The sequence below is a fragment of the Pseudomonas sp. MN1F genome (assembly GCF_009391885.1).
In the GTDB taxonomy this organism is placed as follows: Bacteria; Pseudomonadota; Gammaproteobacteria; order Pseudomonadales; family Pseudomonadaceae; genus Aquipseudomonas.
In genome coordinates, this window is the sequence record NZ_VZII01000010.1 from 49,829 (window position 1) to 72,518 (window position 22,690).

Annotated in this window: 28 protein-coding genes and 1 tRNA gene; 8 read left to right on the plus strand and 21 right to left on the minus strand. The window is 59.7% G+C overall.

Features of this window, described 5'->3' with window-relative positions; genetic code table 11:
- Window position 1 precedes the first annotated feature (1 nt).
- Together F6X59_RS07805 and F6X59_RS07810 are read left to right on the plus strand one after the other, a co-directional pair.
- Window positions 2-358 carry a hypothetical protein gene (locus F6X59_RS07805; RefSeq protein ID WP_152955736.1) on the plus strand — a complete coding sequence of 119 codons (357 nt, stop codon included), beginning with the start codon at window positions 2-4 and terminating at the stop codon, window positions 356-358.
- Window positions 355-1,896 (plus strand): conjugal transfer protein TraG N-terminal domain-containing protein, encoded by a 1,542-nt coding sequence (locus F6X59_RS07810; protein WP_110968390.1) that lies wholly within the window; start codon window positions 355-357, stop codon window positions 1,894-1,896. The genes F6X59_RS07805 and F6X59_RS07810 overlap by 4 nt, the downstream gene beginning before the upstream one ends.
- A gap of 48 nt (window positions 1,897-1,944) precedes the next feature.
- On the opposite strand, the gene F6X59_RS07815 is transcribed toward F6X59_RS07810, so the two are convergent.
- Complete coding sequence (locus F6X59_RS07815) at window positions 1,945-2,271, minus strand: hypothetical protein (protein ID WP_152955737.1); 327 nt, start codon at window positions 2,269-2,271, stop codon at window positions 1,945-1,947.
- 113 nt (window positions 2,272-2,384) lie between these two features.
- Here F6X59_RS07815 and F6X59_RS07820 point away from each other — a divergent pair, with 113 nt between their 5' ends.
- The 5 genes from F6X59_RS07820 (at window position 2,385) to xerC (ending at window position 7,006) form a co-directional block, all read left to right on the plus strand.
- A complete protein-coding gene (locus tag F6X59_RS07820; protein ID WP_152955738.1) occupies window positions 2,385-2,663 on the plus strand; it encodes a type II toxin-antitoxin system ParD family antitoxin in 279 nt (92 codons plus the stop codon).
- An 8-nt stretch (window positions 2,664-2,671) separates the two neighbouring features.
- Window positions 2,672-3,022, plus strand: coding sequence for a type II toxin-antitoxin system RelE/ParE family toxin (locus F6X59_RS07825; RefSeq protein WP_152955739.1), 351 nt, complete (start codon window positions 2,672-2,674; stop codon window positions 3,020-3,022).
- 120 nt (window positions 3,023-3,142) lie between these two features.
- Complete coding sequence (locus F6X59_RS07830; protein WP_152955740.1) at window positions 3,143-3,763, plus strand: hypothetical protein; 621 nt, start codon at window positions 3,143-3,145, stop codon at window positions 3,761-3,763.
- A gap of 97 nt (window positions 3,764-3,860) precedes the next feature.
- The gene (gene mobH, locus F6X59_RS07835; protein WP_152955741.1) at window positions 3,861-5,756 is read left to right on the plus strand and encodes a MobH family relaxase; all 1,896 of its coding nucleotides are present in this window, start codon (window positions 3,861-3,863) and stop codon (window positions 5,754-5,756) included.
- Window positions 5,753-7,006, plus strand: coding sequence for a tyrosine recombinase XerC (gene xerC / locus F6X59_RS07840; protein ID WP_152955742.1), 1,254 nt, complete (start codon window positions 5,753-5,755; stop codon window positions 7,004-7,006). Before mobH ends, xerC begins: the two co-directional genes overlap by 4 nt.
- A 338-nt stretch (window positions 7,007-7,344) precedes the next feature.
- On the opposite strand, the gene F6X59_RS07845 is transcribed toward xerC, so the two are convergent.
- The 18 genes from F6X59_RS07845 to F6X59_RS07930 all read right to left on the minus strand — a co-directional run bounded on the left by F6X59_RS07845 (window position 7,345) and on the right by F6X59_RS07930 (window position 20,920).
- Window positions 7,345-7,420 (minus strand) — tRNA-Lys (locus F6X59_RS07845).
- Between the two features lie 61 nt (window positions 7,421-7,481).
- On the minus strand, window positions 7,482-8,156 hold the full coding sequence (gene queC / locus F6X59_RS07850) for a 7-cyano-7-deazaguanine synthase QueC (protein WP_079229346.1): 675 nt from the start codon (window positions 8,154-8,156) through the stop codon (window positions 7,482-7,484).
- 16 nt (window positions 8,157-8,172) lie between these two features.
- Entirely contained in the window at window positions 8,173-8,820 is a 648-nt protein-coding gene (gene queE / locus F6X59_RS07855) for a 7-carboxy-7-deazaguanine synthase QueE (protein WP_152955743.1), read from the minus strand.
- Between the two features lie 159 nt (window positions 8,821-8,979).
- Entirely contained in the window at window positions 8,980-9,795 is an 816-nt protein-coding gene (gene ybgF, locus F6X59_RS07860; protein WP_152955744.1) for a tol-pal system protein YbgF, read from the minus strand.
- Between the two features lie 6 nt (window positions 9,796-9,801).
- Window positions 9,802-10,299 (minus strand): peptidoglycan-associated lipoprotein Pal, encoded by a 498-nt coding sequence (gene pal, locus F6X59_RS07865; RefSeq protein WP_023381906.1) that lies wholly within the window; start codon window positions 10,297-10,299, stop codon window positions 9,802-9,804.
- 55 nt (window positions 10,300-10,354) lie between these two features.
- Window positions 10,355-11,635, minus strand: coding sequence for a Tol-Pal system beta propeller repeat protein TolB (gene tolB, locus F6X59_RS07870; RefSeq protein ID WP_152955760.1), 1,281 nt, complete (start codon window positions 11,633-11,635; stop codon window positions 10,355-10,357).
- Window positions 11,636-11,652: 17 nt separating this feature from the next.
- On the minus strand, window positions 11,653-12,729 hold the full coding sequence (gene tolA, locus F6X59_RS07875; RefSeq protein WP_152955745.1) for a cell envelope integrity protein TolA: 1,077 nt from the start codon (window positions 12,727-12,729) through the stop codon (window positions 11,653-11,655).
- Entirely contained in the window at window positions 12,729-13,181 is a 453-nt protein-coding gene (gene tolR / locus F6X59_RS07880; protein WP_008090221.1) for a protein TolR, read from the minus strand. The genes tolA and tolR overlap by 1 nt, the downstream gene beginning before the upstream one ends.
- A 14-nt stretch (window positions 13,182-13,195) precedes the next feature.
- Window positions 13,196-13,891 (minus strand): protein TolQ, encoded by a 696-nt coding sequence (tolQ, locus tag F6X59_RS07885; RefSeq protein ID WP_027919953.1) that lies wholly within the window; start codon window positions 13,889-13,891, stop codon window positions 13,196-13,198.
- 2 nt (window positions 13,892-13,893) lie between these two features.
- A complete protein-coding gene (ybgC, locus tag F6X59_RS07890) occupies window positions 13,894-14,346 on the minus strand; it encodes a tol-pal system-associated acyl-CoA thioesterase (RefSeq protein WP_152955746.1) in 453 nt (150 codons plus the stop codon).
- Between the two features lie 125 nt (window positions 14,347-14,471).
- Window positions 14,472-15,518: a Holliday junction branch migration DNA helicase RuvB gene (gene ruvB, locus F6X59_RS07895; RefSeq protein ID WP_346653203.1), complete on the minus strand. Its 1,047-nt coding sequence runs from the start codon at window positions 15,516-15,518 to the stop codon at window positions 14,472-14,474.
- Entirely contained in the window at window positions 15,515-16,132 is a 618-nt protein-coding gene (ruvA, locus tag F6X59_RS07900; RefSeq protein ID WP_346653202.1) for a Holliday junction branch migration protein RuvA, read from the minus strand. Before ruvA ends, ruvB begins: the two co-directional genes overlap by 4 nt.
- Window positions 16,133-16,241: 109 nt before the next feature.
- Window positions 16,242-16,766 (minus strand): crossover junction endodeoxyribonuclease RuvC, encoded by a 525-nt coding sequence (gene ruvC, locus F6X59_RS07905; RefSeq protein ID WP_027919957.1) that lies wholly within the window; start codon window positions 16,764-16,766, stop codon window positions 16,242-16,244.
- Window positions 16,767-16,929: 163 nt separating this feature from the next.
- Window positions 16,930-17,676 carry a YebC/PmpR family DNA-binding transcriptional regulator gene (locus F6X59_RS07910; protein ID WP_152955747.1) on the minus strand — a complete coding sequence of 249 codons (747 nt, stop codon included), beginning with the start codon at window positions 17,674-17,676 and terminating at the stop codon, window positions 16,930-16,932.
- Between the two features lie 109 nt (window positions 17,677-17,785).
- A complete protein-coding gene (aspS, locus tag F6X59_RS07915; RefSeq protein WP_152955748.1) occupies window positions 17,786-19,561 on the minus strand; it encodes an aspartate--tRNA ligase in 1,776 nt (591 codons plus the stop codon).
- 94 nt (window positions 19,562-19,655) lie between these two features.
- Complete coding sequence (locus tag F6X59_RS07920) at window positions 19,656-19,877, minus strand: FmdB family zinc ribbon protein (RefSeq protein ID WP_027919960.1); 222 nt, start codon at window positions 19,875-19,877, stop codon at window positions 19,656-19,658.
- A gap of 92 nt (window positions 19,878-19,969) precedes the next feature.
- Window positions 19,970-20,296: a ribbon-helix-helix domain-containing protein gene (locus tag F6X59_RS07925; RefSeq protein ID WP_152955749.1), complete on the minus strand. Its 327-nt coding sequence runs from the start codon at window positions 20,294-20,296 to the stop codon at window positions 19,970-19,972.
- Between the two features lie 150 nt (window positions 20,297-20,446).
- Complete coding sequence (locus F6X59_RS07930; RefSeq protein WP_152955750.1) at window positions 20,447-20,920, minus strand: Dps family protein; 474 nt, start codon at window positions 20,918-20,920, stop codon at window positions 20,447-20,449.
- A gap of 277 nt (window positions 20,921-21,197) precedes the next feature.
- On the opposite strand from F6X59_RS07930, the gene F6X59_RS28820 reads away from it, so the two are divergent.
- Window positions 21,198-21,791, plus strand: coding sequence for a cold shock domain-containing protein (locus F6X59_RS28820; protein WP_152955751.1), 594 nt, complete (start codon window positions 21,198-21,200; stop codon window positions 21,789-21,791).
- A 39-nt stretch (window positions 21,792-21,830) separates the two neighbouring features.
- Here F6X59_RS28820 and F6X59_RS07940 read toward each other — a convergent pair whose 3' ends face one another.
- Both F6X59_RS07940 and F6X59_RS07945 read right to left on the minus strand, forming a co-directional pair.
- Entirely contained in the window at window positions 21,831-22,037 is a 207-nt protein-coding gene (locus tag F6X59_RS07940; protein WP_152955752.1) for a SlyX family protein, read from the minus strand.
- A gap of 1 nt (window position 22,038) precedes the next feature.
- On the minus strand, window positions 22,039-22,458 hold the full coding sequence (locus tag F6X59_RS07945; protein WP_346654073.1) for an HIT domain-containing protein: 420 nt from the start codon (window positions 22,456-22,458) through the stop codon (window positions 22,039-22,041).
- Window positions 22,459-22,690 lie beyond the last annotated feature (232 nt).

Below are 22,690 nucleotides of genomic sequence, written 5' to 3' on the forward strand. Positions count from 1 at the left end.
CATGTCGGAAGATGTCGAGAAAAAAGCCCACCCCCTCAAAGTCCTCCTGGGAGGCGTTTTATTCAGCGTGGTGATGCTGTTGCTGAGCGTGTTGCTCGGCGTCATCGCGGTCAATCATCTGGGCGTGTTCGACACCTGGTTGAAGTGGCGTGAGGGCAATTACCTGCCACTGTTGCTATGGCGACTCGCCCTCTATGGCAGCATCGTCTTCGCGTGGGTGAAGCTCAAGGCGCGTCTGCCTGGGAGCGACGAAGATCAGTCGTCCAAGGGGGTTCAGCGGATCGAGTTCCTGGCACTCCTGTTGTTCGTGATCATCGAGATCTCGAAGGCGCCAATCACCTGGTCGGAGGTCCTATGACGCTCTATACGAACGACTACCTCGAGTATTACCTCACCCTGGTAGGGTGGATCATCAACAACGGGATCTGGGACATGATTTCGGACACGGGCCTTTTCGCCCTGCCCTTTATCATCATCGTGGCCCGTGAGTGGATCAAAGTCCGAGGAGAAGGCGCTGACGAGGGCAACAAGGGGGTGCTGTCCCTGGCTCGCATTGAAACCCAGCTGTACGTTGGGTATGTGGTTGTTTCACTGTGTGCTGTGCCAGCCATCTCCGTGGGATTTGACACTCTGCAGTTCGACCAGGCGCGAGGGAAGCAGTGCCAGGTACTGACGCCGGCGCCCTCGGAGACAGGCTGGAACACCACCTTCAGCTCGTTGGCCGGCAAGAGCGCGAAGGTGCCGGTGTGGTGGGCGCTCGTACACGCGCTGTCCAAGGGGTTGAATAGCGGCGCTGTTGCAGCAATCCCCTGCGGTACAGATCTCAGGCAAATGCGCATGGAGGTCGACGCGATGAGGATCGGCAATCCTCTGCTCGCGCAGGAGGTGGCAGACTTCACCCATGATTGCTTCGGCCCTTCCCGCGCGCGCCTGTTCATGCGTCAGCCCGACATTGGGTCGATCGCCAAAGACCAGAAGGCCCTGCAGGACCTGAACTGGATCGGGTCCCACTACCTGCTGAACACGGCTGGTTACTACGACACGGATTACTCCAGAACACCCCGTACATCCTGGCCGTATGACACGAAACGAGATGATGGCATGCCCCAGGTTACCGGTGGTGGTGGGTATCCCACTTGCAAACAGTGGTGGTCTGACGGGAACATCGGGCTGCGGGACCGACTGAAAGCCCAAGTCGATCCTAGTTTGCTGAACCAGTTCCTCGGGTGGGCAAAGTGGCTGTCCCAGGAGGAAGTCACCGACTCGATGATTCGCCAGCTCGTGTCGCCTTCTAGCCAGGTCAACGGCGACGTCTACACCGATTATGGTGGACAGATCGATGGAACCGTCTGGAACGGCCTTGCACGTGCAGGCGGAACATTGGGGGTCGCCGTCGGGTCGCTGGCCTTCTTCCCGGCGATGGACATGGTGCGCCAAGCCTTACCGATGGTAGTGGCCTTCCTCAAGATGGCCATGGTCATCTGCATTCCACTGGTGCTGATAATCGGTGCGTATCAACTGAAAGTTGCCATGACCATGTCAGTAACAATGTTCGCCTTAATATTTGTAGATTTCTGGTTTCAACTGGCAAGATGGGTCGATAGCACTATCATCGACGTTTTGTATGGCTCGGGCTCGCCGCACCTATCCTTTGATCCAGTGATGGGCTTGAACACCACGACTCAAGACGCGATTCTGAACTTCGTCATGGGATCGATGTTTATCATTCTCCCAACCTTTTGGGTTCTAGCTCTTGGCTGGGCAGGAGTCCAAACTGGGACAATTCTTAGCGGACTGTCAGAAGGAACCGGAGCAGTGCAAAGGGCAGGTCAAAAAGCAGGAAATCTAGTTGAGGGCGGAGTAAAGTCAGTTGCTGGAGGAGCGTCAAAGAGCTGAGCGCATCATGGTGATACTGGCTTAATACATCAAGTACTGAGCCAGTATCTATTTAACTGACCTACCATAAGAATCAACCGGTCTTTCAAAAACATCCCGACCGTATGGTGCCTCTTCATCCTCAGAAAACAACTCAACCTTTCCGAGGTCAACTTTGGAAAGTGCGTACAGGCCAAGAGTCAGAGAAAAGACTGTCAGTAACACCGACATAAACCAGCTGATCGAGCTGGCTAAAATGAGCGTAATTACCATGGCGAGGACTGCCCGCTTAACCCAACGGACTGTCGGATTCAAGTCATGCATGCAGAAGCGCGCCACGCCTCCCAGAGCCCGGCCTAAGCGGAAGGCAATCGTGTGTTTGGCGGTTGCAGTCATGATCCAATCTCCTAGCCCTGTGAGAGCATCTTGCCATCAGATATACGACAGCTTTGGCATTTTCGCAAGGGGTATGGCATAAAACGCCATCACCACTCATCAGGTTCACATCCATGGCCACACACAACGTCGTCGTTCCCAAGCCGATGGAGCAGTCCATTGATGATCTAGTCAACACTGGTCGGTACCAGAATTTCAGCGAAGTCGTGCGAGCAGGCATCCGGATGCTGCTTGAGCATGAAGCAGCTGAGGCAGCCAGACTCGAAGCGCTGCGGAACGCAACATCAGTGGGCATCATGCAGATCGAAGCGGGCCAGTACGATGAAATCGATCCGGCCAATCTTGCAGCCTATCTGGACAATCTTGGAAGACTAAAGGGCGTTAAAGCATGAGTAGGGTCATGTTTCGCATGTCACCCCAGGCATGCATCGACATCGCCGATACGCTTCGCTTCACTGAGGTGAGGCTCGGTCAGTGCGTCAGAAATCGGTATCAAGACCTGCTACAGGAGACGTTCATAGCCTTAGCTGAGCAGCCGACGCCGGTCGGCAGCAAGATGCGCGATGAGCTTTCACCAGGTCTTCGCAGCCTGCATCTGTCATTCAACGTGTTGGAGATGACTGACGGCCGCATGATCAGCCCCCGACATATAGTGTTCTACCGCGCTGGGATGGAGCAGACAGTGGAGATCCTACGGGTCCTCCACGATGCGATGGAAGTCGCTCAGCATTTAATCCATCTGGATCAGTAGATAAAGGGAAATGGCCCAGACGCAAAATGGGTTTGAATGGATAATGGAATGGACCACAAGGGTAAAAGCCCTACCCGAAAGGGCGGACGTAGTCCGATAAAAGGAAAATAGGAGCCTTAGATGCAACCAACTTGGTGGGAAAAAACTGTCGAGTACGACTTCGTTATCAGACTTGCCAGCTATGGTCGACTGGACTTCGCTGCGCCGATCGCCGGCCGACATGAGCGCTCATCAGGCGATGGAGTTTTCGGAAAAGACAATAAACTCGTACTCGTTGAATTCAAAAAAGACTACTCGGAGATAGAGTCAGAAAAAACCATCTTCACGGACTATGAAGCAGCAACTGCGGCACTCAATAGCTACGACCACCACTGGATAGTCTACGGCGTTCTTACAGAAAGTGGTGAGCTAGACCTTTGGAATCAAAGATACTTCGAACCTGAAGAGTATTACCTAGACACTACAGATATTCTTAACACCGGGGTTGCACATACGACCTTCATGGACTATCTGGACAAACTGCAGAGTTTCAGGATGCCGGATGCGCGTGGTAGCGGGGGGAGTGGCCAGGCGAAGCATGTTTCAGCAGAAAGCATGCTGACAGTTATGGGTGTTTCAAAAACTGGCAAGCTCATCGGAAGCATGAGCCTTGAGCAGTATCGCCAAGAGTTGAAGCCCTCTCCCCCTGCACCACGCATCGACCTCACACCTCGGCCATCGCCTCCAAAATTTGGCTATTGATGATGGCTATTTGCCAAGAAATCCAAAGTGGCAGACATTCGCTTTACCGTTGATGCCATCTTGGCATTAAGAGAAAAGCCCGCTCCATGCACACCCCATGGAGCAACCTATGCAACTCCTCTCCTGGTTGAGCCGCAAACCGGCTAAACCAACACCAGAAGCCTCACCACAGGGCTTCCATCTGCCGGCGAAGGCTACTGCTCTCCTGCAGAGCCCACTCCGTCAGCAGCTCCTGGAGAACATCTGGCGCCGGGCTTCGCTCTCGCGAGCTCAGTTCAATACCCTCTACCTTAAACCGCTCGAGCGCTACGCCGAGCTGGTGCAGCTGCTCCCTGCCTCTGAAAATCATCATCATGCCCACCTTGGCGGACTCCTGGACCACGGCCTGGAGATCATGGCCTATGCCCTAAAGATCCGGCAGACGCACCTTCTGCCAATAGGCGCTCCACCGGAGTCCCAATCTGCTCAAGCAGAAGCCTGGACTGCAGCGGCTGCCTACGGCGCGTTGCTACACGACTTGGGGAAGATCGCTGTTGACCTCCGCGTCGAGCTCGAAGATGGCCGCGCATGGCACCCATGGCACGGACCGATCAACCGCCCCTACCGGTTCAAGTATGTGAAAGGTAGGGAGTACCAACTGCACGGGGCTGCTTCAGCCCTTGTGTACATGCAAGTCTTGGACACCGGAATCCTGGACTGGCTCAGTGGCTTCCCTGAGCTATGGAAGCAACTGATCTACCTCCTCGCCGGCCAGTACGAGCACGCCGGCATCCTCGGCGAAATGGTGATCCAGGCGGATAAAGCTTCCGTTGCCCAGCAACTGGGAGGAAATCCTGAACGCGCGCTTGCGGCCCCAAAGCAATCGCTGCAGCGACAACTGGCCGACGGTCTGCGATTCCTGGTGCGAGAAAAACTCAAGCTCAATCAGCCAGATGGACCGGCAGATGGCTGGCTGACTCAAGATGCGCTTTGGCTGGTGAGTAAACCAGCAGCAGACCAGCTCCGGGCATACTTGCTGACCCAGGGTATTGAGGGAGTACCAACCTCCAATGCTCCGTTCTTCAACATGCTGCAGGACCAGGCAATCATCCAGACCAATGCACAGGATAAAGCAATCTGGAAAGCCACCATCGATAACGGCCGCGGTTGGAAGAACAGCTTCACCTTCTTAAAGGTCTCGCCGGCCCTCGTATGGCCGAATCCGGACGAACGCCCCCCTCAATACGGTGGCAGCCTAACCCTGGAGCAGGAACCGGAGACAGTCGCGCAGGCGGGTACGAGTGCGGAAACCGTCTGTGCGGTACCGGATGAGCCAGTGGGCCCCACGGGCGACGCAACTCTACCGCCGGCACGACCTCGAGCATTAGTCCAGCCAACTCCAACCGAAGGGATCCGATCATCTGAGCGCGAAGAACTACTGTCACTGTATAGTAATATCACTGCGCCATCAGAAGAGCTAAGTGCTAGCCCAGGCTCAGCAGCCGTCTCCCCTCCCCAGCAAGGACTCGAAGAGGTAGATCCGGCTGACGATTCTCTAGCAGCCACAGCAAGGAATGCTGCAATAAAAGATGTCACCCCTATGCCTACGAGTAGTTCGCTGGGAGGAGCTTTCATCGCCTGGCTTAAAGCCGGGATCGCCTCCCACAAATTGATCATCAACGATACCAAAGCCCTGATTCACACCGTCGACGACACAGCAATGCTCGTTACCCCTGGGATCTTCAAGCGGTTTGTGCTTGAGCACCCGGAGCTTGAGAGGATCGTCGGTAAACCAGGGACATCGGCCTGGCAGCATGTCCAGCGCGCATTTGAGAAAGAGAAGAGCCACCAGAAAACCAGCAAGCAGCTGAACATCTGGACCTACGATGTAGTAGGCCCGCGCAAGACCACGCAGCTGAGGGGCTACCTGCTTCTTGATCCGAAGCTGATATTCGCTGAGCAACCCTTGAACAATCCAAGCTTGCGACGAGTGACGGAAGGGGTCGCTGAATGACGCCCGAGAAACTGCTCCGGGAATACCTCGTCGATCACGACCTGCGACCTGCCAGCGCGAAGATCTACGGCGCTGCAATGAAGAAGGTGGAAAAGAACTTCGGCAACGCTGTTGATGTGGAGACCATCGATCGACGAGACGTCCTTTCCTTAAGGAACAAGCTGATTGAAGGAGGTCTGTCGAAGCGCAGCTGGAACACTTACTCCAATCACCTCCGAACAATATGGGGTTACGGCATCGAGTATGGGATTCTTCCCAACACCGATGTGAACCCATTCAAGAAGACGACGGTAATTGCACCGAAGCGACAGAGCAAAATCATTGCCGGCGAAGCGATCGTCCGTGCAAGGCGATGGCTCAGAAGTCTAGCTGACCAGGAGGAGTCGACTGGGGACCGGGCAAGAATCACACCTGCGTGGTTCTGGCTGGCAACTTTCGAGATGTTCTACTACACCGGCATACGGCTGAATGCACTGCTGTGCATCCGGCTCAAGGATGTGGACTGGGATCGACGGCTGGTTCTCGTGCGCGGCGAAACCGAGAAAACACACCGCGAGTTTCGCATTCCCATCATGGATGGGCTAGCGCCGCACATTCAGCGCCTCGTCGATGAAGCTGGCCGAGCGGGTTTTACCGCCGATGACCAGCTGTTCAACGTCAATCGTTTCTCCCGCCATTACAAGCGGCACGAAATGAATTCGGACCAGGTCGAGGCGATGTACAAGAAGCTGATCATCAGGCTCGGGGTCCGGATGACTCCGCACAGGTTCAGGCACACGCTTGCAACCGATCTGATGAAGCAGCCGGAAAGAAACATCCACCTGACCAAAAACCTGCTGAATCATTCGAACATCGCAACCACGATGAGCTACATCGAAGCCGACTATGACCACATGCGAGACGTATTGCACGAGCGCAGCATGCAGCAGGGAGCATTAAGGCTTGTACGTCGGGTGGATGAAAGTAGTGCACTGAATTCGCGTACAGGTGAAAGCGGTACCCGCACAGAGCCTGGTCGACGAATAACGATCGAACAAGATCATGAAGGAGGGGGCTGCTCGGCACCAGAACATCTGCTGATTGAGTTCAAGCAGAGCTGTGCCAGTGCTTTGCTACCGCCCGAAGATCTCTTTCAACCAAGCCTTCTGTTCAGCCTGATGGCATCGACGACAGGGTCTACACCCTTTGCTCGATCTCATTCTGCTGACCCAGGCACTGTGTACAACGCCCGTGCCTCCCCGAAGTTCTGAACCGACGAATGGCAATGAGCCACTACGCGATTAGCTGAAGCAGGGCAGATAGCGCATAACTGTCCCAGGTCACTGGTGCTAGGAAACTGGCGCCATGCCTTTGGCTGCGCGTGTTTTGGGGACGTCGCGAAGCAAGGTTTCTTGGAGCTGAGCGGCCCGCAAAGCCCCTAAGTCATTGAGTTTTTTGGCCCAGGAACGAAAAAGCCCGCCATAAGTGGCGGGCTATTCCATATTGACATCACGCCGAAGCGAGCCTAAGGTTCGCTCCAGACGGCTGCAAGACTAGACATGGCTGTGGCAAGCCCCCCTCTCTAGCACTCACGAACCGCTGTGAATAATGGTGGGTCGTGTAGGATTCGAACCTACGACCAATTGGTTAAAAGCCAACTGCTCTACCAACTGAGCTAACGACCCGTTGGGTGGCGCGTATAATACTGATTTCTAACGGGAAATCAATACCTGAGCCAGCCTTTTGTCAAAAGTAGCGGGTCGGGTCTGCGACACCCGCCGCCTTGAAACCATCAGCACGCAGGCGGCAGCTGTCGCATTTGCCACATGCCTGGCCTTCATCATTGGCCTGGTAGCAGGAAACCGTCAGGCTGTAGTCCACGCCTCGGGCGATCCCCGCCTGCACGATCTGCGCCTTGCTCATGTTCTGCAGCGGCGCCTGAATGCGGAAGCCCTGCCCTTCGACACCCGCCTTGGTGGCCAGGTTGGCCATGCGCTCGAACGCCTCGACGAACTCCGGGCGGCAATCCGGGTAGCCGGAATAGTCCACTGCGTTGACGCCGATGAAGATGTCACGCGCTTCCAGCACCTCTGCCCAGCCCAGGGCCAGCGACAGGAACACAGTGTTGCGGGCCGGCACGTAGGTTACCGGAATGCCCTCGCCTGGGGTCTCCGGCACGTCGATACTGCTGTCGGTCAGGGCCGAGCCGCCGATGCCGTCGAGGTTGAGGCCGATGACCTTGTGCTCGACCACGCCCAGGTCGCGGGCGACGCGGGCAGCGGCATTCAGCTCGGCGCGATGGCGCTGGCCATAGTCGAAGCTCATGGTGTAGCAGCTGTAGCCTTCGGCCTTGGCCATGGCTACGACCGTGGCCGAATCGAGGCCGCCTGACAGCAGGATTACCGCGCGTTTCTCAGTCATTTCTTTCACTCCTCAATCAACGTCCGGGTTCGTCGTTCCACAGCAGCTTGTGCAGCTGCATCTGGAAGCGAACGGGCAGGTTGTCGGCGACGATCCAGTCGGCCAGCTCGGTGGCGCTCACCTGATGATGGCTGGGCGAGAACAGCACTTCGCCCGCGCGTTCGGCCAGGTTGTACTGGATCAGCTTGGACACCGCCCAGTCATAGTCCTCACGGGAACAGATGACGAACTTGACCTGGTCGTTGCGGGTCAGCTGTTCGATGTTCTCGTAGCGGTTGCGGTGCGACTCTTCCGACCCTGGGGTCTTGAGGTCGACCACGCGGCTGACGCGCACATCGGTGCCCGAGATATCCAGGGCGCCACTGGTTTCCAGTGAGACCTCGTAGCCGGCATCGCACAGGCGCTGCAGCAGCGGCAAGGCGTTCGGCTGAGCCAACGGCTCGCCACCGGTGACGCAGACGTAACGCGGCTTGAAGCCGGCCACCTGCTCAAGGATCGAATCGAGGGTGCGAAGGGTGCCGCCGGTGAAGGCGTAGGCGCTGTCGCAGTACTGGCAGCGCAGAGGGCAACCGGTCAGGCGCACGAATACCGTGGGCAGCCCAGCCGTTCGTGTTTCACCCTGCAAAGAGTAAAAGACTTCGGTAATGCGTAATGTGTCTTGCATGCTCGCCACGGGCGTGACAGCTAAACAGGCTGTCCGCCTCCGTCAGGCACTGTCGCGGACTCGACATGGCGTTATCCGCTACAGCGTGTTTATAAAAAAAGGGTTGTGATTCTAACGAAAAAACCCGCGACAGGCGCGGGTTTCTTGCAAAGGTGCAGCTTAGAGCTTCTGCAGGTCGCGTTGCGCCAGTTGCGCGGCAGACGTGCCGGGGTACTGGGTGATGACTTGCTGCAGGATGCCCTTGACCTTGTCGGTATGGCCCATGCGGCGCTCGACATCAGCCAGTTTGTACAGCGAATCTGGCACCTTGCTGTGCTTGGGGTACTTCTGGCTGACCTGGGCGAACGCCTGGCTGGCAGCTGGCAGGTCGCCCTTGGCCAGGTTCACCTCACCTAACCAGTATTGGGCGTTGCCGGCGTACTGGCTGTTCGGGTACTTGCGCAGGAAGGCGTTGAATGCCTGGCTGGCCTTGTCGAAGTCCTTCTGCTTGATCTGGTCGAAAGCTGCGTCGTAATAGAGCTTTTCTTTCGCCGGATCACCGGGCTCGCTACTGGCGGCCGGTTGTTGCGCAGCGGCGCCAGCGGCGCCTGCTGCTGCACCGGCGGCGGCATCGGGTGCACCACCGGTGGAGGAATTATCGGGGGTCGCGGCAGGCGCGCCACCACTGTTGATGCGACGATCAAGATCCTGGTATCGCTCCAGGTTTTCCTGCTTCATGCGCGACACATCGTTTTGCAGCTCTTCGATGATGCCTTGCTGGCGGGAAAGTTGATCCTGCATCTGTTGCAACTGCATGAACAGCTGGCCCTGTGCCGAGGCAGGGGTCGAAGCCCCTGCGCCGGCATAGGTGCCGCTCGTGCCATAACCGGAAGGTGGGTAAGCACCCCCGTTGTCATCAACTACAGGAACCGCAGCCCACGCCGAAAGCGGAAGGCTGAGTGCGAGGACGGTTACAGCACGACGGCACATACGCATAAGAACTTACTTACGCAGTTCTACGCGACGGTTCTGAGCCCAGGACTGCTCGTCGTTGCCGGTGGCAACTGGACGCTCTTCGCCGTAGGAGACCAGTTCCAGCTGAGCAGGGGAAACGCCCTGCAGAACCAGGTAGCGCTGAACGGCTTTCGCACGACGCTCACCCAGAGCCATGTTGTACTCGCGGGTGCCGCGCTCGTCGGTGTTGCCTTCCAGGACAACGCGGTTGCCGTTGGCTTTCAGGTCCTTGGCGTGAACGTCCAGAGCGCGCATGGCTTCTGGCTTCAGGTCCGAGCTGTCGTATTCGAAGTAGAAGGTGGTGATTGCGCGCAGGGCAGCTTCTTCGCTCAGGGAGCCGTCAACAGCGCCAGTGTTGGCACCGTAGCCAGCGTTCGGATCAACAGCGCCTTCACCAGCGTTGTCACCGCCTTTCGAGGAGCAACCTACAGCTACGGCCATGGCCAGAGCCAGCGCAGCAAATTTACCAAACTTCAGCATTTCCATCGTGAAACTCCTAATGAAACCCCAGTGTGTTAAGCAAAAACGTATTACGCCGCAATCAGTTCAGGTAAGGGGACCAGGACGGTTCTCTGACTTCGCCTTGAGCGGTAGGAAGTGGGAGCCTCACACGGCCGTTAAGCGACACGAGCATCAAGACTCCCCGGCCCTGCTGGCGGGTGGCGTAGATTAGCATGGTGCCGTTAGGCGCAACAGTGGGCGACTCATCAAGACTCGTTTCCGAGAGAATCTTTACACTTCCACGCTGCAAGTCCTGTGCCGCCACCTTGAAGTTGGTGAAGCCCTGCTGACGATGGATCATGACCAGGGTCTTTTCATCCGCCGACAGTTTCGGGTTGGCGTTGTAGTTACCCACGAACGTCACACGCTCGGCACCACCACCGCTGACCGACTGCTTGTAGATCTGTGGCTTGCCGCCGCGGTCGGAGGTGAAGTACAGGGTGTTGCCATCCTTGCCCCAGAACGGTTCGGTGTTGATGCCTGGGCCTGCGGTAACACGGCTGATCTGGCGCGAGGCCACGTTCATCACGTAGATGTCCGGGTTGCCGTCCTTGGACAGCACGAACGCCAGGCGCGAACCATCCGGCGACCAGGCTGGCGCGCCGTTCAGGCCTTCGAAGTTGGTTACCTGCTCGCGGCGGCCAGTGTCGATGTTCTGCACGAAGATGCGCGGGCGCTTCTGCTCGAACGAAACATAGGCAATGCGCTTGCCATCCGGCGCGAAGCGGGGCGACAGGATCGGCTCACGCGACTGCAGCAGGGTCACTGCACGAGCACCGTCGTAGTCCGAACGCTGCAGGGTGTAGCGGGTATTGTTGGTGGAGAAGCGCTCGGCCGTCACATACAGCATGCGGGTAGAGAACGCACCCTTGATGCCGGTGAGCTTTTCAAACGACTGGTCGGCAATGTAGTGCGCCATGTCGCGCAACTGGTCGGTGCTGCCCGCCACGCTACCGGTCAGCACTTGCTGCTCGGTGGCGACGTTGAACAGCGCGTACTGCACCTGCAGGCGACCGCCCGACGGCACGATGCTGCCAACCATCACGTACTGGGCACCCAGCGCTTTCCAGTCACGGAAGATGACTTCGCTGGCCTGGGTAGGCTGGCTGATCATGTTCTGACGCGGAATCGGCGAGTAGTAGCCCGAGTTGCGCAGGTCGTTGCCGATGATGTCGGCCATGTCTTCTGGCAGCACACTGCCACCCTGCAGACCGAACGGCACTACCGCGATGGGCGTGGCCCGATCGCTGCCGCTGGTGACCAGGATGTTCTTTTCCTCTGCCATGGCCATGCCAGCCACGCAGCAGAGCATGACCAGCATTCCTCGAAGGAGTTTAATCACAACGCTAGATCCTCAGGTGTAAATGTCATCTTGAACGAACGATAACGATTGAAATCGCTCGGCTTCATACCCTGCATCTCGGTCAAACGACCGATGTTCTTCACTGCCGCCACCGCCGAACTGTCGAACGGACCATCGCCACTGGACTTGATCACGCTGACACCGGTGACGGTACCGTCCGGCAACATGTTGACCTGCAGGGTCACCGTCATGCCCTTACGCGCGGAAGGCGGACGTGCCCAGCCCTCGGCCGCGCGCATGCGGATCAGGTCGTCGAAGTCGCCGGCCACCTGGTCTCCCTGCTCGTCAGCCAGGGCCTGCTGCCGCTCGGTGGTGTCGGACAACAGCTCGGCCAGGGCCTGAGCTTTCTTGTCTTCCGCCGACTTGCGGGCCGCTTCCTGTGCTTTCTTCTTCTGAGCATCTGCAGCGGCCTTTTTCTTGGCCTCTTCAGCTGCCTTCTTCTTCGCTTCCTCGGCCGCCGTTTTCTTCTTGGCGTCCTCGGCGGCTTTCTTCTTCGCGTCTTCGGCGGCCTGCTTCTTGGCCTCCTCGGCTGCTTTTTTCTTGGCTTCTTCCTCGGCCTGCTTCTTCGCCTCTTCCTCGGCCTTCTTCTTGGCGATGTCGGCCTGCTGCTTCTCGGCGGCCTTCTTCGCCTCTTCGGCCTTCTTGGACTCGGCGGCTTTCTTGGCTTCGGCAGCCTTCGCCGCTTCCTCGGCCTTATTGGCTTCGGCGGCTTCGCGTGCTTCCTCAGCCTTTTGAGCGGCGTCGGCTTTCTTTTGTTCCGCGGCCTTGATGGCCTCCTGCTCGACCTTCTTCTGCTCCAGCTGCTCGACTTCGGTCTGGCGCGAGGCGGTTTTCTTCGCTTCCCCGGCAATCTTCTGATTGGTCTGGGTGGTCGCCTGGCTCTTCGACTTGAGCTGATACAGGGTAGCCTGAACAATCGGCTTGGAAGGCGGCAGTTCAGGCGTCATGGCAAAGCTGACGAACAGCAAGGCGAACACCAGCACATGCAGGCCGATGGCCCAGACACTGGGCCAGAAGTAGCTTTCCGAGGCGGATGGCTCTCGCTGTTGCATCAGGGCGCCTCGGTAATCAGGCCAACGTTACCGACACCGGCCTTCTGCAACCCGCCCATGGCGCCCATGACGGCGCCGTAGTCGACAGCCTTGTCGCCACGAATGAAGACCTGGGTCTGCTTGCCCTGGTCGCGACCGGCGGCAATGATCTTGGTCACTGCGCTGGTCATGTCCGGCAAGGTCATGGCCTTGTCCATCTGCTTGTCGGTGTCGACTTCGCTGCCGAGGTTCCAGTAGTAGGTCTTGTCGGCCTTGATGGAGATGGTGAGGATCTGGACGTTGTTGTCCTGCGGCAAGGCTTCGCTGGAAACCTTGGGCAGGTCGACCTTCACGCCCTGGTTGAGCATGGGCGCCGTCACCATGAAGATGACCAGCAGCACCAGCATCACGTCGATGTAGGGCACCACGTTCATCTCGGCGACGGGCTTGCGTTTGTGGCGAACTCGGGCCATGGGCTTCTACCTGATTACTCTTCGCTGGTGTGCACTTTGCGGTGCAGGATCGCCTGGAACTCGTCGGCGAAGGTGTAGTAACGGCCGATCAGCACTTCGCTGCGCGCCGCAAAACGGTTGTAGGCAATGACCGCCGGAATGGCCGCGAACAGGCCGATGGCAGTGGCGACCAGCGCCTCGGCGATGCCCGGGGCAACTGTGGCCAGGGTGGCCTGCTGGGCACTGGCCAGGCCGCGGAACGAGTTCATGATGCCCCACACGGTACCGAACAGGCCGATGTACGGGCTGGTCGAACCGACGGTGGCGAGGAACGGCAGGCTCTGCTCGAGCTTTTCTTCTTCACGCGAGATGGCCACGCGCATGGCACGTGCCACGCCTTCCATGACCGCGTCCGGGTCAACACCCGGCTGCTGGCGCAGGCGCGAGAACTCCTTGAAGCCGGCACGGAAGACCTGCTCCACACCGGAATCCGGGTCCGGGTTGCTGCCTGCCTGACGATACAGCTTGGACAGGTCGATACCCGACCAGAAGCGCTCCTCGAAGGCATCCAGCGCACGGCGACCGGCGCGCAGCATGGTGCTGCGCTGGAAGATCATGATCCATGAAGTGACCGAGGCGGCCACCAGGGTCAGCATTACCAGCTGTACCACCACGCTGGCATTGCTGACCAGACTCCACATGGAGGTATGGTCGACGACGTTAGCTTCCACGCTTATTCTCCTGCGTTCGATTGATTACCCGAGCCGTCCGCCGCAAAGGCGTCGCGCAGCTCTGGGGGTATGGCTCGGGGTTTGAAAGTGTCGGCGCGCACGGCGGCCACCAGGAACTGCCCTTCGCAGAGCAGCGTTTCATCTTTTTCCCGCCAGACCTGCTGCACGAAGCGCAGGCTGGCGCGATTGAGTTCAAGTACTTGCGCGGTGACCCTCAGCTCGTCGTCCAGGCGTGCCGGCGCGTGATAGCGGGCTTCACTGGAGTGAACCACGAACAGCAGGTTGTCCTCGGCCAGCTGCGACTGGGAAAAGCCCAGATGCCGCAGGCGCTCGGTGCGCGCGCGCTCCATGAATTTCAGGTAATTGACGTAATACACCACGCCACCGGCATCGGTATCCTCGTAATAGACGCGACAACGGTGTGCGAACGGTTCCAGGCCATTTTGCGCGCGCATACTCTAGTGCTTACTCCTCAGCTTGCCAATCCGCAGCGGCAACTGTTTTTTGTTCATTAATGTCGAATTGCCAGCGCGCCATCGGCATGCCAGCGGTAGGACCACGAAAAGCGGGTTTTGATCTGTCATTCATCGCCTGGCTCGGAAAATTCGCCCGCACCGCCCAGGCTGCCAGGCACATTCAAGCCAAAGTGCAGATAGGCATGCCGGGTAACCACGCGACCGCGCGGGGTGCGCATGATGTACCCCTGCTGGATCAGGTAGGGCTCGAGCACATCCTCGATGGTGTGGCGCTCCTCGCTGATGGCTGCAGCCAGGTTGTCCACGCCCACCGGGCCACCGTCGAACTTTTCGATCATGGTCAGCAGCAGGCGGCGGTCGGAATGGTCGAAACCGCGCTCGTCGACATCCAGCAGGTTCAGCGCCATGTCGGCCACGGCCTTGGTGATGTGGCCCTTGCCGCGCACCTCGGCGTAGTCGCGCACCCGGCGCAGCAGGCGGTTGGCGATACGTGGTGTGCCGCGGGCGCGACGGGCGATCTCATAGGCGCCGTGATCCTCGATGGCCAGGCCCAGGATGCCGGCCGAACGGCTGACGATGGTCGCCAGGTCCTTGTCGCTGTAGAACTCCAGGCGCTGGACGATACCGAAGCGGTCGCGCAGCGGGTTGGTGAGCATGCCGGCGCGGGTGGTAGCGCCCACCAGGGTGAACGGCGGCAGGTCGAGCTTGATCGACCGGGCAGCAGGGCCTTCGCCGATCATGATGTCGAGCTGGAAGTCCTCCATCGCCGGGTACAGCACCTCCTCGACCACCGGTGACAGGCGGTGAATTTCATCGATAAACAGCACATCGTGCGGTTCGAGGTTGGTCAGCATCGCCGCCAGGTCGCCCGGCCGCTCGAGGATCGGCCCCGAGGTGCTCTTGACCGACACCCCCATTTCCTGGGCGATGATGTTGGCCAAGGTGGTCTTGCCCAGCCCGGGCGGGCCGAAGATCAGCGTATGGTCGAGCGACTCGCCGCGGCCACGGGCCGCCTGGATGAACAGCGCCATCTGCTCGCGCACCACCGGCTGGCCGATGTACTCGTCCAGGCGCAACGGGCGGATCGCACGGTCCTGGACTTCTTCACGGTCGCGGCCACTGGCGGCGATCAGACGGTCGGCTTCGATCACTTGGTAATCATCCCTTTAAGGCTGCGACGAATGAGCTCTTCGCTGCTCAGGCCGGCCTTGTCCTTGATCGCGGCGATGGCCTTGCTTGCTTCCTGCGGTTTGTAGCCCAAGGACACCAGGGCGCTGACCGCATCGGCCTCGGCGGAAGACTCGCTGGCCACTGGCAGCGGGCCATCGGAGACCAGGGTAAACATGGCCGGAGAGGTTTCCCAGGCCTTGAAGCGGTCCTTGAGTTCCACCAACAGGCGCTCGGCGGTCTTCTTGCCAACGCCAGGCACACGCACCAGAACGGCAGTATCCTGAGCCTGCACGCAACGTATCAGCTCATCCACTTCCAGCCCGGACATCAGTGCCAGCGCCAGCTTGGGGCCCACGCCATTGAGACGGATCAGCTCGCGGAACAGCTCGCGCTCGCGCTTTTCGGCAAAGCCGTAGAGCAGGTGAGCGTCTTCGCGCACCACCAGGTGCGTGTGCACGGTCACTGGTTCGCCGACCTTGGGCAGGCGATACAGGGTGGTCATCGGCACTTCCAGCTCGTAGCCCACGCCGTTGACGTCGATAATCAGGTGCGGCGGCTGTTTTTCCGCCAGGGTGCCGCGCAAACGTCCAATCACGTTCCGATCCTTCCTCTTGGGGAGCCGGTCGAAGACCGCTCAACCCTATCAGCAAATGCTATGGGTGAACGTTTCACCCGGACAAAATGTGTATCAGGTCATGAAGTGCTTACAGACGCAAGCGCCCACCGCGGCGCCGCGCCGTGGCCAGGCCGTGGGGCACCAGGCTGGAACGGGTATGGGCATGGCACATCGCGATGGCCAATGCGTCCGAGGCATCGATTTGTGGCTTCTGGGTCAGCTTGAGCAGGTGCATGACCATCAGCATCACCTGTTCTTTATTTGCCCCGCCGCTGCCGGCGACTGCCTGCTTGACCTGGCTGGCGCTGTATTCGGCGATTTCCAGGCCGGCTTCGGCGGCGGCAACGATGGCTGCGCCGCGAGCCTGGCCAAGCTTGAGCGCAGAATCGGCGTTGCGCGCCATGAATACCCGCTCGATGCCCATGGTCACCGGGCCGTGCTGGGCGATGATCTCGCTGACACCGCGAAAAACAATCTGCAACCGCTCAGGCAGCTCGCCGCTGCCGGTGCGAATACAGCCCGACGCCACGTACTCGCAACCACGAGCAGTCTGGCGGACCACACCGTAGCCGGTGATGCGCGAGCCGGGGTCGATACCAAGAATCAGAGTCATAGGGCCTGTCGTACAAAACTCATGTATAGACACCATTGGGGCCGCTGCGCGGCCCATCGCCGGCAAGCGCGGCCCCCACAGGGCCCGTGGAGATCCCGTGGGAGCCGCGCTTGCTGGCGATGGGCTGCACAGCAGCCCCAATGATACGAACAGCCAGAAGACCTTAGCCGAGTTTTTCCATGATCTCGTCGGAGATCTGTGCATTGGAGTAGACGTTCTGCACGTCGTCCAGGTCTTCGAGCATGTCGATCAGCTTGAGCACCTTCTCGGCGCCCTCCTGGTCCAGTTCGGCGCTGGTGGTCGGCTGCATGACGATTTCCGCGTCGGCGGCCTTGAAGCCCGCCTCTTCCAGCGCGTTACGCACGGCATAGAAGCTGTTGAACGAGGTGAAGACCTCGAACGAACCATCATCGTTGGCCACCACGTCGTCGGCATCGGCCTCCATCGCGGCTTCCATCAGGGCATCTTCGTCGATGCCTGGGGCGAAGCTGATCTGGCCCTTGCGCTCGAACAGGTAGGCGACTGAGCCGTCGGTGCCGAGGTTGCCGCCACACTTGCTGAAGGCATGGCGCACGGCGGCGGCGGTCCGGTTGCGGTTGTCGGTCATGGCCTCGACCATGATCGCCACGCCACCCGGGCCGTAACCTTCGTAGCTGAGCTCTTCGACGTTGTCGCTTTCGTTGGTGCCAGCACCACGGGCCACGGCGCGATCAATGATGTCGCGGCTCATGTTGGCGCCCAGGGCTTTGTCCAACGCCAGACGCAGGCGCGGGTTGGAGGCCGGGTCGGCACCACCTTGCTTGGCAGCGACGGTCAGCTCACGGATCCACTTGGTGAAGATCTTGCCTCTCTTGGCATCCTGGCGCTCTTTGCGGTGCTTGATGTTCGCCCACTTGGAATGACCAGCCATAACGACTCCGAATCCTTGAAACAGAAACAGGTTCCGCCCCGAAGGGCGGAACGTGGGAATACTGCGCCGAAGCGCCGGGGCGCACCCGCCGGGATGCGCCCGGGGCCGATTACTCGACCTTGGTCTGCTCGCGCAGACGGATGTGCAGCTCGCGCAGGGCCTTGGCGTCGACCATGCCAGGGGCCTGGGTCATGACGCACGCGGCGCTCTGGGTTTTCGGGAAGGCGATCACTTCACGGATCGACTGGGCACCGGTCATCAGCATGACCAGGCGGTCCAGGCCGAAGGCCAGGCCACCATGAGGCGGTGCACCGAACTTCAGGGCGTCGAGCAGGAAGCCGAATTTCTCTTCCTGTTCCGCTGCCTCGATACCCAGCAGGCGGAATACCGCTTGCTGCATTTCCTTGCGGTGAATACGGATCGAACCGCCACCCAGCTCCGTACCGTTCAGCACCATGTCGTAGGCACGGGACAGCGCGGTGGCCGGGTTGGCCTCGAGCTCTTCCGGGCTGCACTTCGGTGCGGTGAACGGGTGGTGCAGCGCGGTGAAGCTGCCGTCTTCGTTCTCTTCGAACATCGGGAAGTCGACGACCCACATCGGCGCCCACTCGCAGGTCAGCAGCTCGAAGTCGTGACCCAGACGGATACGCAGGGCGCCCAGAGCCTCGCTGACGACCTTGAACTTGTCGGCACCGAAGAACACGATGTCACCGTCGACAGCGCCTACGCGGTCGAGGATGTTGTTGAGGTTGGCCTCAGGGATGTTCTTGACGATCGGCGACTGCAGGCCTTCGACGCCTTTGGCGCGCTCGTTGACCTTGATGTAGGCCAGGCCCTTGGCACCGTAGATGCCGACGAACTTGGTGTACTCGTCGATCTTGCTGCGCGGCATGCTGGCGCCGCCTGGCAGGCGCAGGGCGGTGACGCGGCACTTCGGATCATTGGCGGGGCCGGCGAAGACCTTGAAGTCGACATCCTTCAGCTGGTCGGCAACGTCAACCAGCTCCAGCGGGATACGCAGGTCAGGCTTGTCGGAACCGTAGCGGCGCATGGCCTCTTCGAAGGTCATGTGCGGGAATTCGCCGAATTCCAGGTCCAGCACTTCCTTGAACAGCTTGCGGATCATGCTCTCGGTGAGGCCCATGATCTCGGCTTCGTCGAGGAAGCTGGTCTCGATGTCGATCTGGGTGAATTCCGGCTGGCGGTCTGCACGCAGGTCTTCGTCGCGGAAGCACTTGGCGATCTGGTAGTAGCGGTCGAAACCGGCAACCATCAGCAGCTGCTTGAACAGCTGAGGCGACTGCGGCAGGGCGAAGAAGCTGCCCGCGTGGGTACGGCTCGGCACCAGGTAGTCACGCGCGCCTTCCGGAGTGGCACGGGTGAGGATCGGGGTTTCGACGTCAAGGAAGCCGTTTTCATCGAGGAAACGACGGATGCTGCTGGTGATGCGCGAACGCAGGCGCAGCTTGTCGGCCATTTCCGGACGACGCAGGTCGATGAAGCGGTAGCGCAGGCGAGTCTCCTCGCCGACGTCGGAGTATTCGTTCAGCGGGAACGGCGGGGTTTCCGCTTCGTTGAGCACGTTCAGCTGGTAGCCGAGGATCTCGATGGCACCGGACGCCATGTTGGCGTTCACCGCGCCGTCCGGGCGCTTGCGCACCTTGCCGGTGATCTGCACGACGTACTCGCTGCGCACGCGGTCGGCGGCGGCGAAGGTTTCGGCGCGATCCGGGTCGAACACGACCTGGGCCATGCCTTCGCGGTCACGGATGTCGAGGAAGATCACCCCGCCGTGGTCGCGGCGACGATGGACCCAGCCGCAAAGGGTGACTTCCTGGCCGTCCAGGCTCTCGTTCAGTTGGCCGCAATAATGGCTGCGCATCATGATGGTGGTTTCGCTTCTCGTGATTCGTGTATTCGTTGGAGGCCTTGGCCGCCCGGAGGGCTAATACTGCAAGACCCGACTACTGCAATTCAACTCAGTCGGCCTTGTCGCCGCCTGCCAGGTTCTTTTTCGCCCCGGTCTTGAAATCGGTTTCGTACCAGCCGTTGCCACTCAGGCGAAAACCGGGGACCGACAGCAGTTTCTTCAATGCCGGCGCCTGACAGGCCGGGCAGTCGGTCAGCGGCGCGGCGCTGATCTTCTGCAGCGCCTCCATCCGGTGATCGCAGGAAGCACATTGATAGTCATAAAGGGGCATGAACGTCTCTCGTCAACCACAACGCTGGCTGCCGGGGCAGCAAAAAGCGGGATTATATATGGTTAACCGACACTGCGCAGCCCGCCGGGCGATCAGCGTGCACTCGGAGGATCACGCAACCAGGCGACGCAGATCACCCGGATCAGCCCACTGAAGTTGCGTACCCCGCCCTGACGCAGGTGCACTTCGCGATCGACATAAGACAGCACGGCGCTGACCGAGCACTGGTTCGCTGCGGCGATCTGCTCGAGGATACCCCAATACACCGCCTCCAGGCGCAGACAGGTGGAAAAACCGTTCAGCCGCACCGAGCGCGATACCGGCTGAGTCTGCAACATGTCGAAATCGGTCTTGAACGGGTCGATGCACTGCTTGCCAGGCCAGTGCCCCACCCTCACCGCACGCTTGATTGCTTGCATCGCGCCACTTCCTCAGTTCAATCAACTGGGGCTCAATGAAGCGCTCAGCGAGGCGCCCAAAGCAGCGGCAAAACCTTCCCGCACAAACGAAAGGGCCCGGCTGGCATGGGGTCAGCCGGGCCTTTGGAAAAGCCCTACACGATTAGCCGGTCATTTACCGTCGAGCAGTACCCGCAGCATCCAGGCTGTCTTTTCGTGCACCTGCATGCGCTGGGTCAGCAGATCAGCGGTCGGCTCATCGCTGACCTTGTCCACCACCGGGAAGATACTGCGGGCAGTGCGCACCACGGCCTCTTGCCCCTGCACCAGCTGACGGATCATTTCATCGGCATGCGGCACACCCTCTTCCTCCTTGATCGAGGAGTGTCGTGCATAGAAGGCGTACGAACCTGGCGCCGGGAAGCCCAGCGCGCGGATCCGCTCGGCGATCGAGTCGACCGCCAGCGCCAGTTCGTTGTACTGCTCCTCGAACATCAGGTGCAGGGTGCGGAACGACGGACCGGTGACGTTCCAGTGGAAGTTATGGGTTTTCAGATACAGCACGTAGGTATCCGACAACAGGCGAGAAAGCCCTTCGACGATGGACTTGCGATCTTCTTCATTGATACCGATATCGATTGCCATGAAGTTCCCCTTTCCATAAGGCTTGATGATCAAGCGGGCCCTTCACACTGTATCAATACCTGGCGCAACGCGCCCATGACACAGCGCAAGCCATCGGCACCTGCCGCCTGCGGTTTGAGAAGCCCCCGCCTTTGCTGTTAAATAGGCACGGTGCCACCCGTGCGGACTTTCATTGCCGGGTGCATAGGCTGGCCTCCACGTGTTCGCGCTTTACACCTCATGCGCACCGTGCCGCCAGCTCTTCCTGTGATCGGCCTTATCAACTGTGAGCCAACCCATGTTCAAGATCGTCCATCTGGTGACGGGCGTTGCGGCTTTGCTGCTATCGCTCATGCCCAGCCTGAAACCCGACGCAACACCCTTCCTGCAGCAACCCGACGCGGTCTATCTGGCCCTGCTGGGCCTGCTCAACCTGCTGTTGGCCCCGGTCGTGCCGCTGTATTACCGCGGTGCGCGGCAACAACTGCAGTACCTGGCTTGCGCCCTGCTGGTGGTGGCCGTGGTCCTGCAGACCCTGACCCTGCTGGCACGCCCGGAAATGGGCAACCTGGCGGCGCTGGTCTGCGCCGCGCTGGCTGTCACCCTGCACCTGGTGGCCGGCTTCGCCCGCAGCAGCAAGAAAGCGCGCGCCAGCCAGGGAGCTGCACTGGAAGCCGGCAAGCGTGATACCGGCACCGTGAAGTGGTTCAACACTTCCAAGGGCTTTGGTTTCATTTCCCGCGATTCGGGCGATGACATCTTCGTCCACTTCCGCGCCATCCGCGGCGAGGGCCACCGCATCCTGGTCGAAGGCCAGCGCGTTGAGTTCTCGGTGATGCACCGCGACAAAGGCCTGCAGGCCGAAGACGTGGTCGCGGTCAACCGCCGTTGACCCTGCGCCGCCCTGGGGCAAGCCCAGGGCGGCCACCCATCAATAGTGAGGTGGCGGCGCCTCCTCCCCTTCGCTGCCGTACTGCCCGACCATCTCTTCATAACGCTTGATCAGCTCGGCCATCTGCAGCTGCAGGCGCTCGATGACCCGCCCCTGCTCGACCACCACATCATTCAGCGCCTGGATCGTGTCGTCCTGGAACGCCTGACGGGTTTCCAGCTCGATGATGCGCATTTCCGGCGACATGTCAGAGCTCCTGGTAATCGTGGGTCAACAGCGCACGCAGACGCTGACGAATGGCCTCCACCTGCTCTGGTGCGTACCCGACAGCCGGCACCTTGCCCCAGACGGGCGCTGGCCAGGCTGGATCACCATGACGGCGAACGATCACATGCATGTGCATCTGACTGACCACGTTGCCCAAGGTGGCAACGTTCATCTTGTCTGCCGCAAACTCGCGCTTGAGCGCTTCGGCCAGGTAGGTGGTTTCTTTCCACAACTGCGCCTGGTCTTCCTGGCTCAGGTCGAACAACTCGCTTACGCCTGCACGCTTGGGCACCAGGATGAACCACGGGTAATTGGCATCCTTGCTGAGCAGCAGGCGGCACAGCGGAAAGTCACCCAGCACCAGGGAATCCTGCTGCAAACGCGAATCCATATCAAACACGATCAACCTCCACCGATAATCCTATGTGCCAAGGATACCCTGCTTCGACCGCTCCAGCATGCTGCCGGACGCGTGACTGCACGCTTTAAGCCCATGAATCTTCACGACTTGCACAACGGCGGTAACACAGCGCTACTTTTCGCACCAAAATGAGGCCGCCAAAGTGTGCGGCACTACGCTTCTACCCACATCAATGACTCTGGATCAACAGTTGCCGGTAACACACTGACTT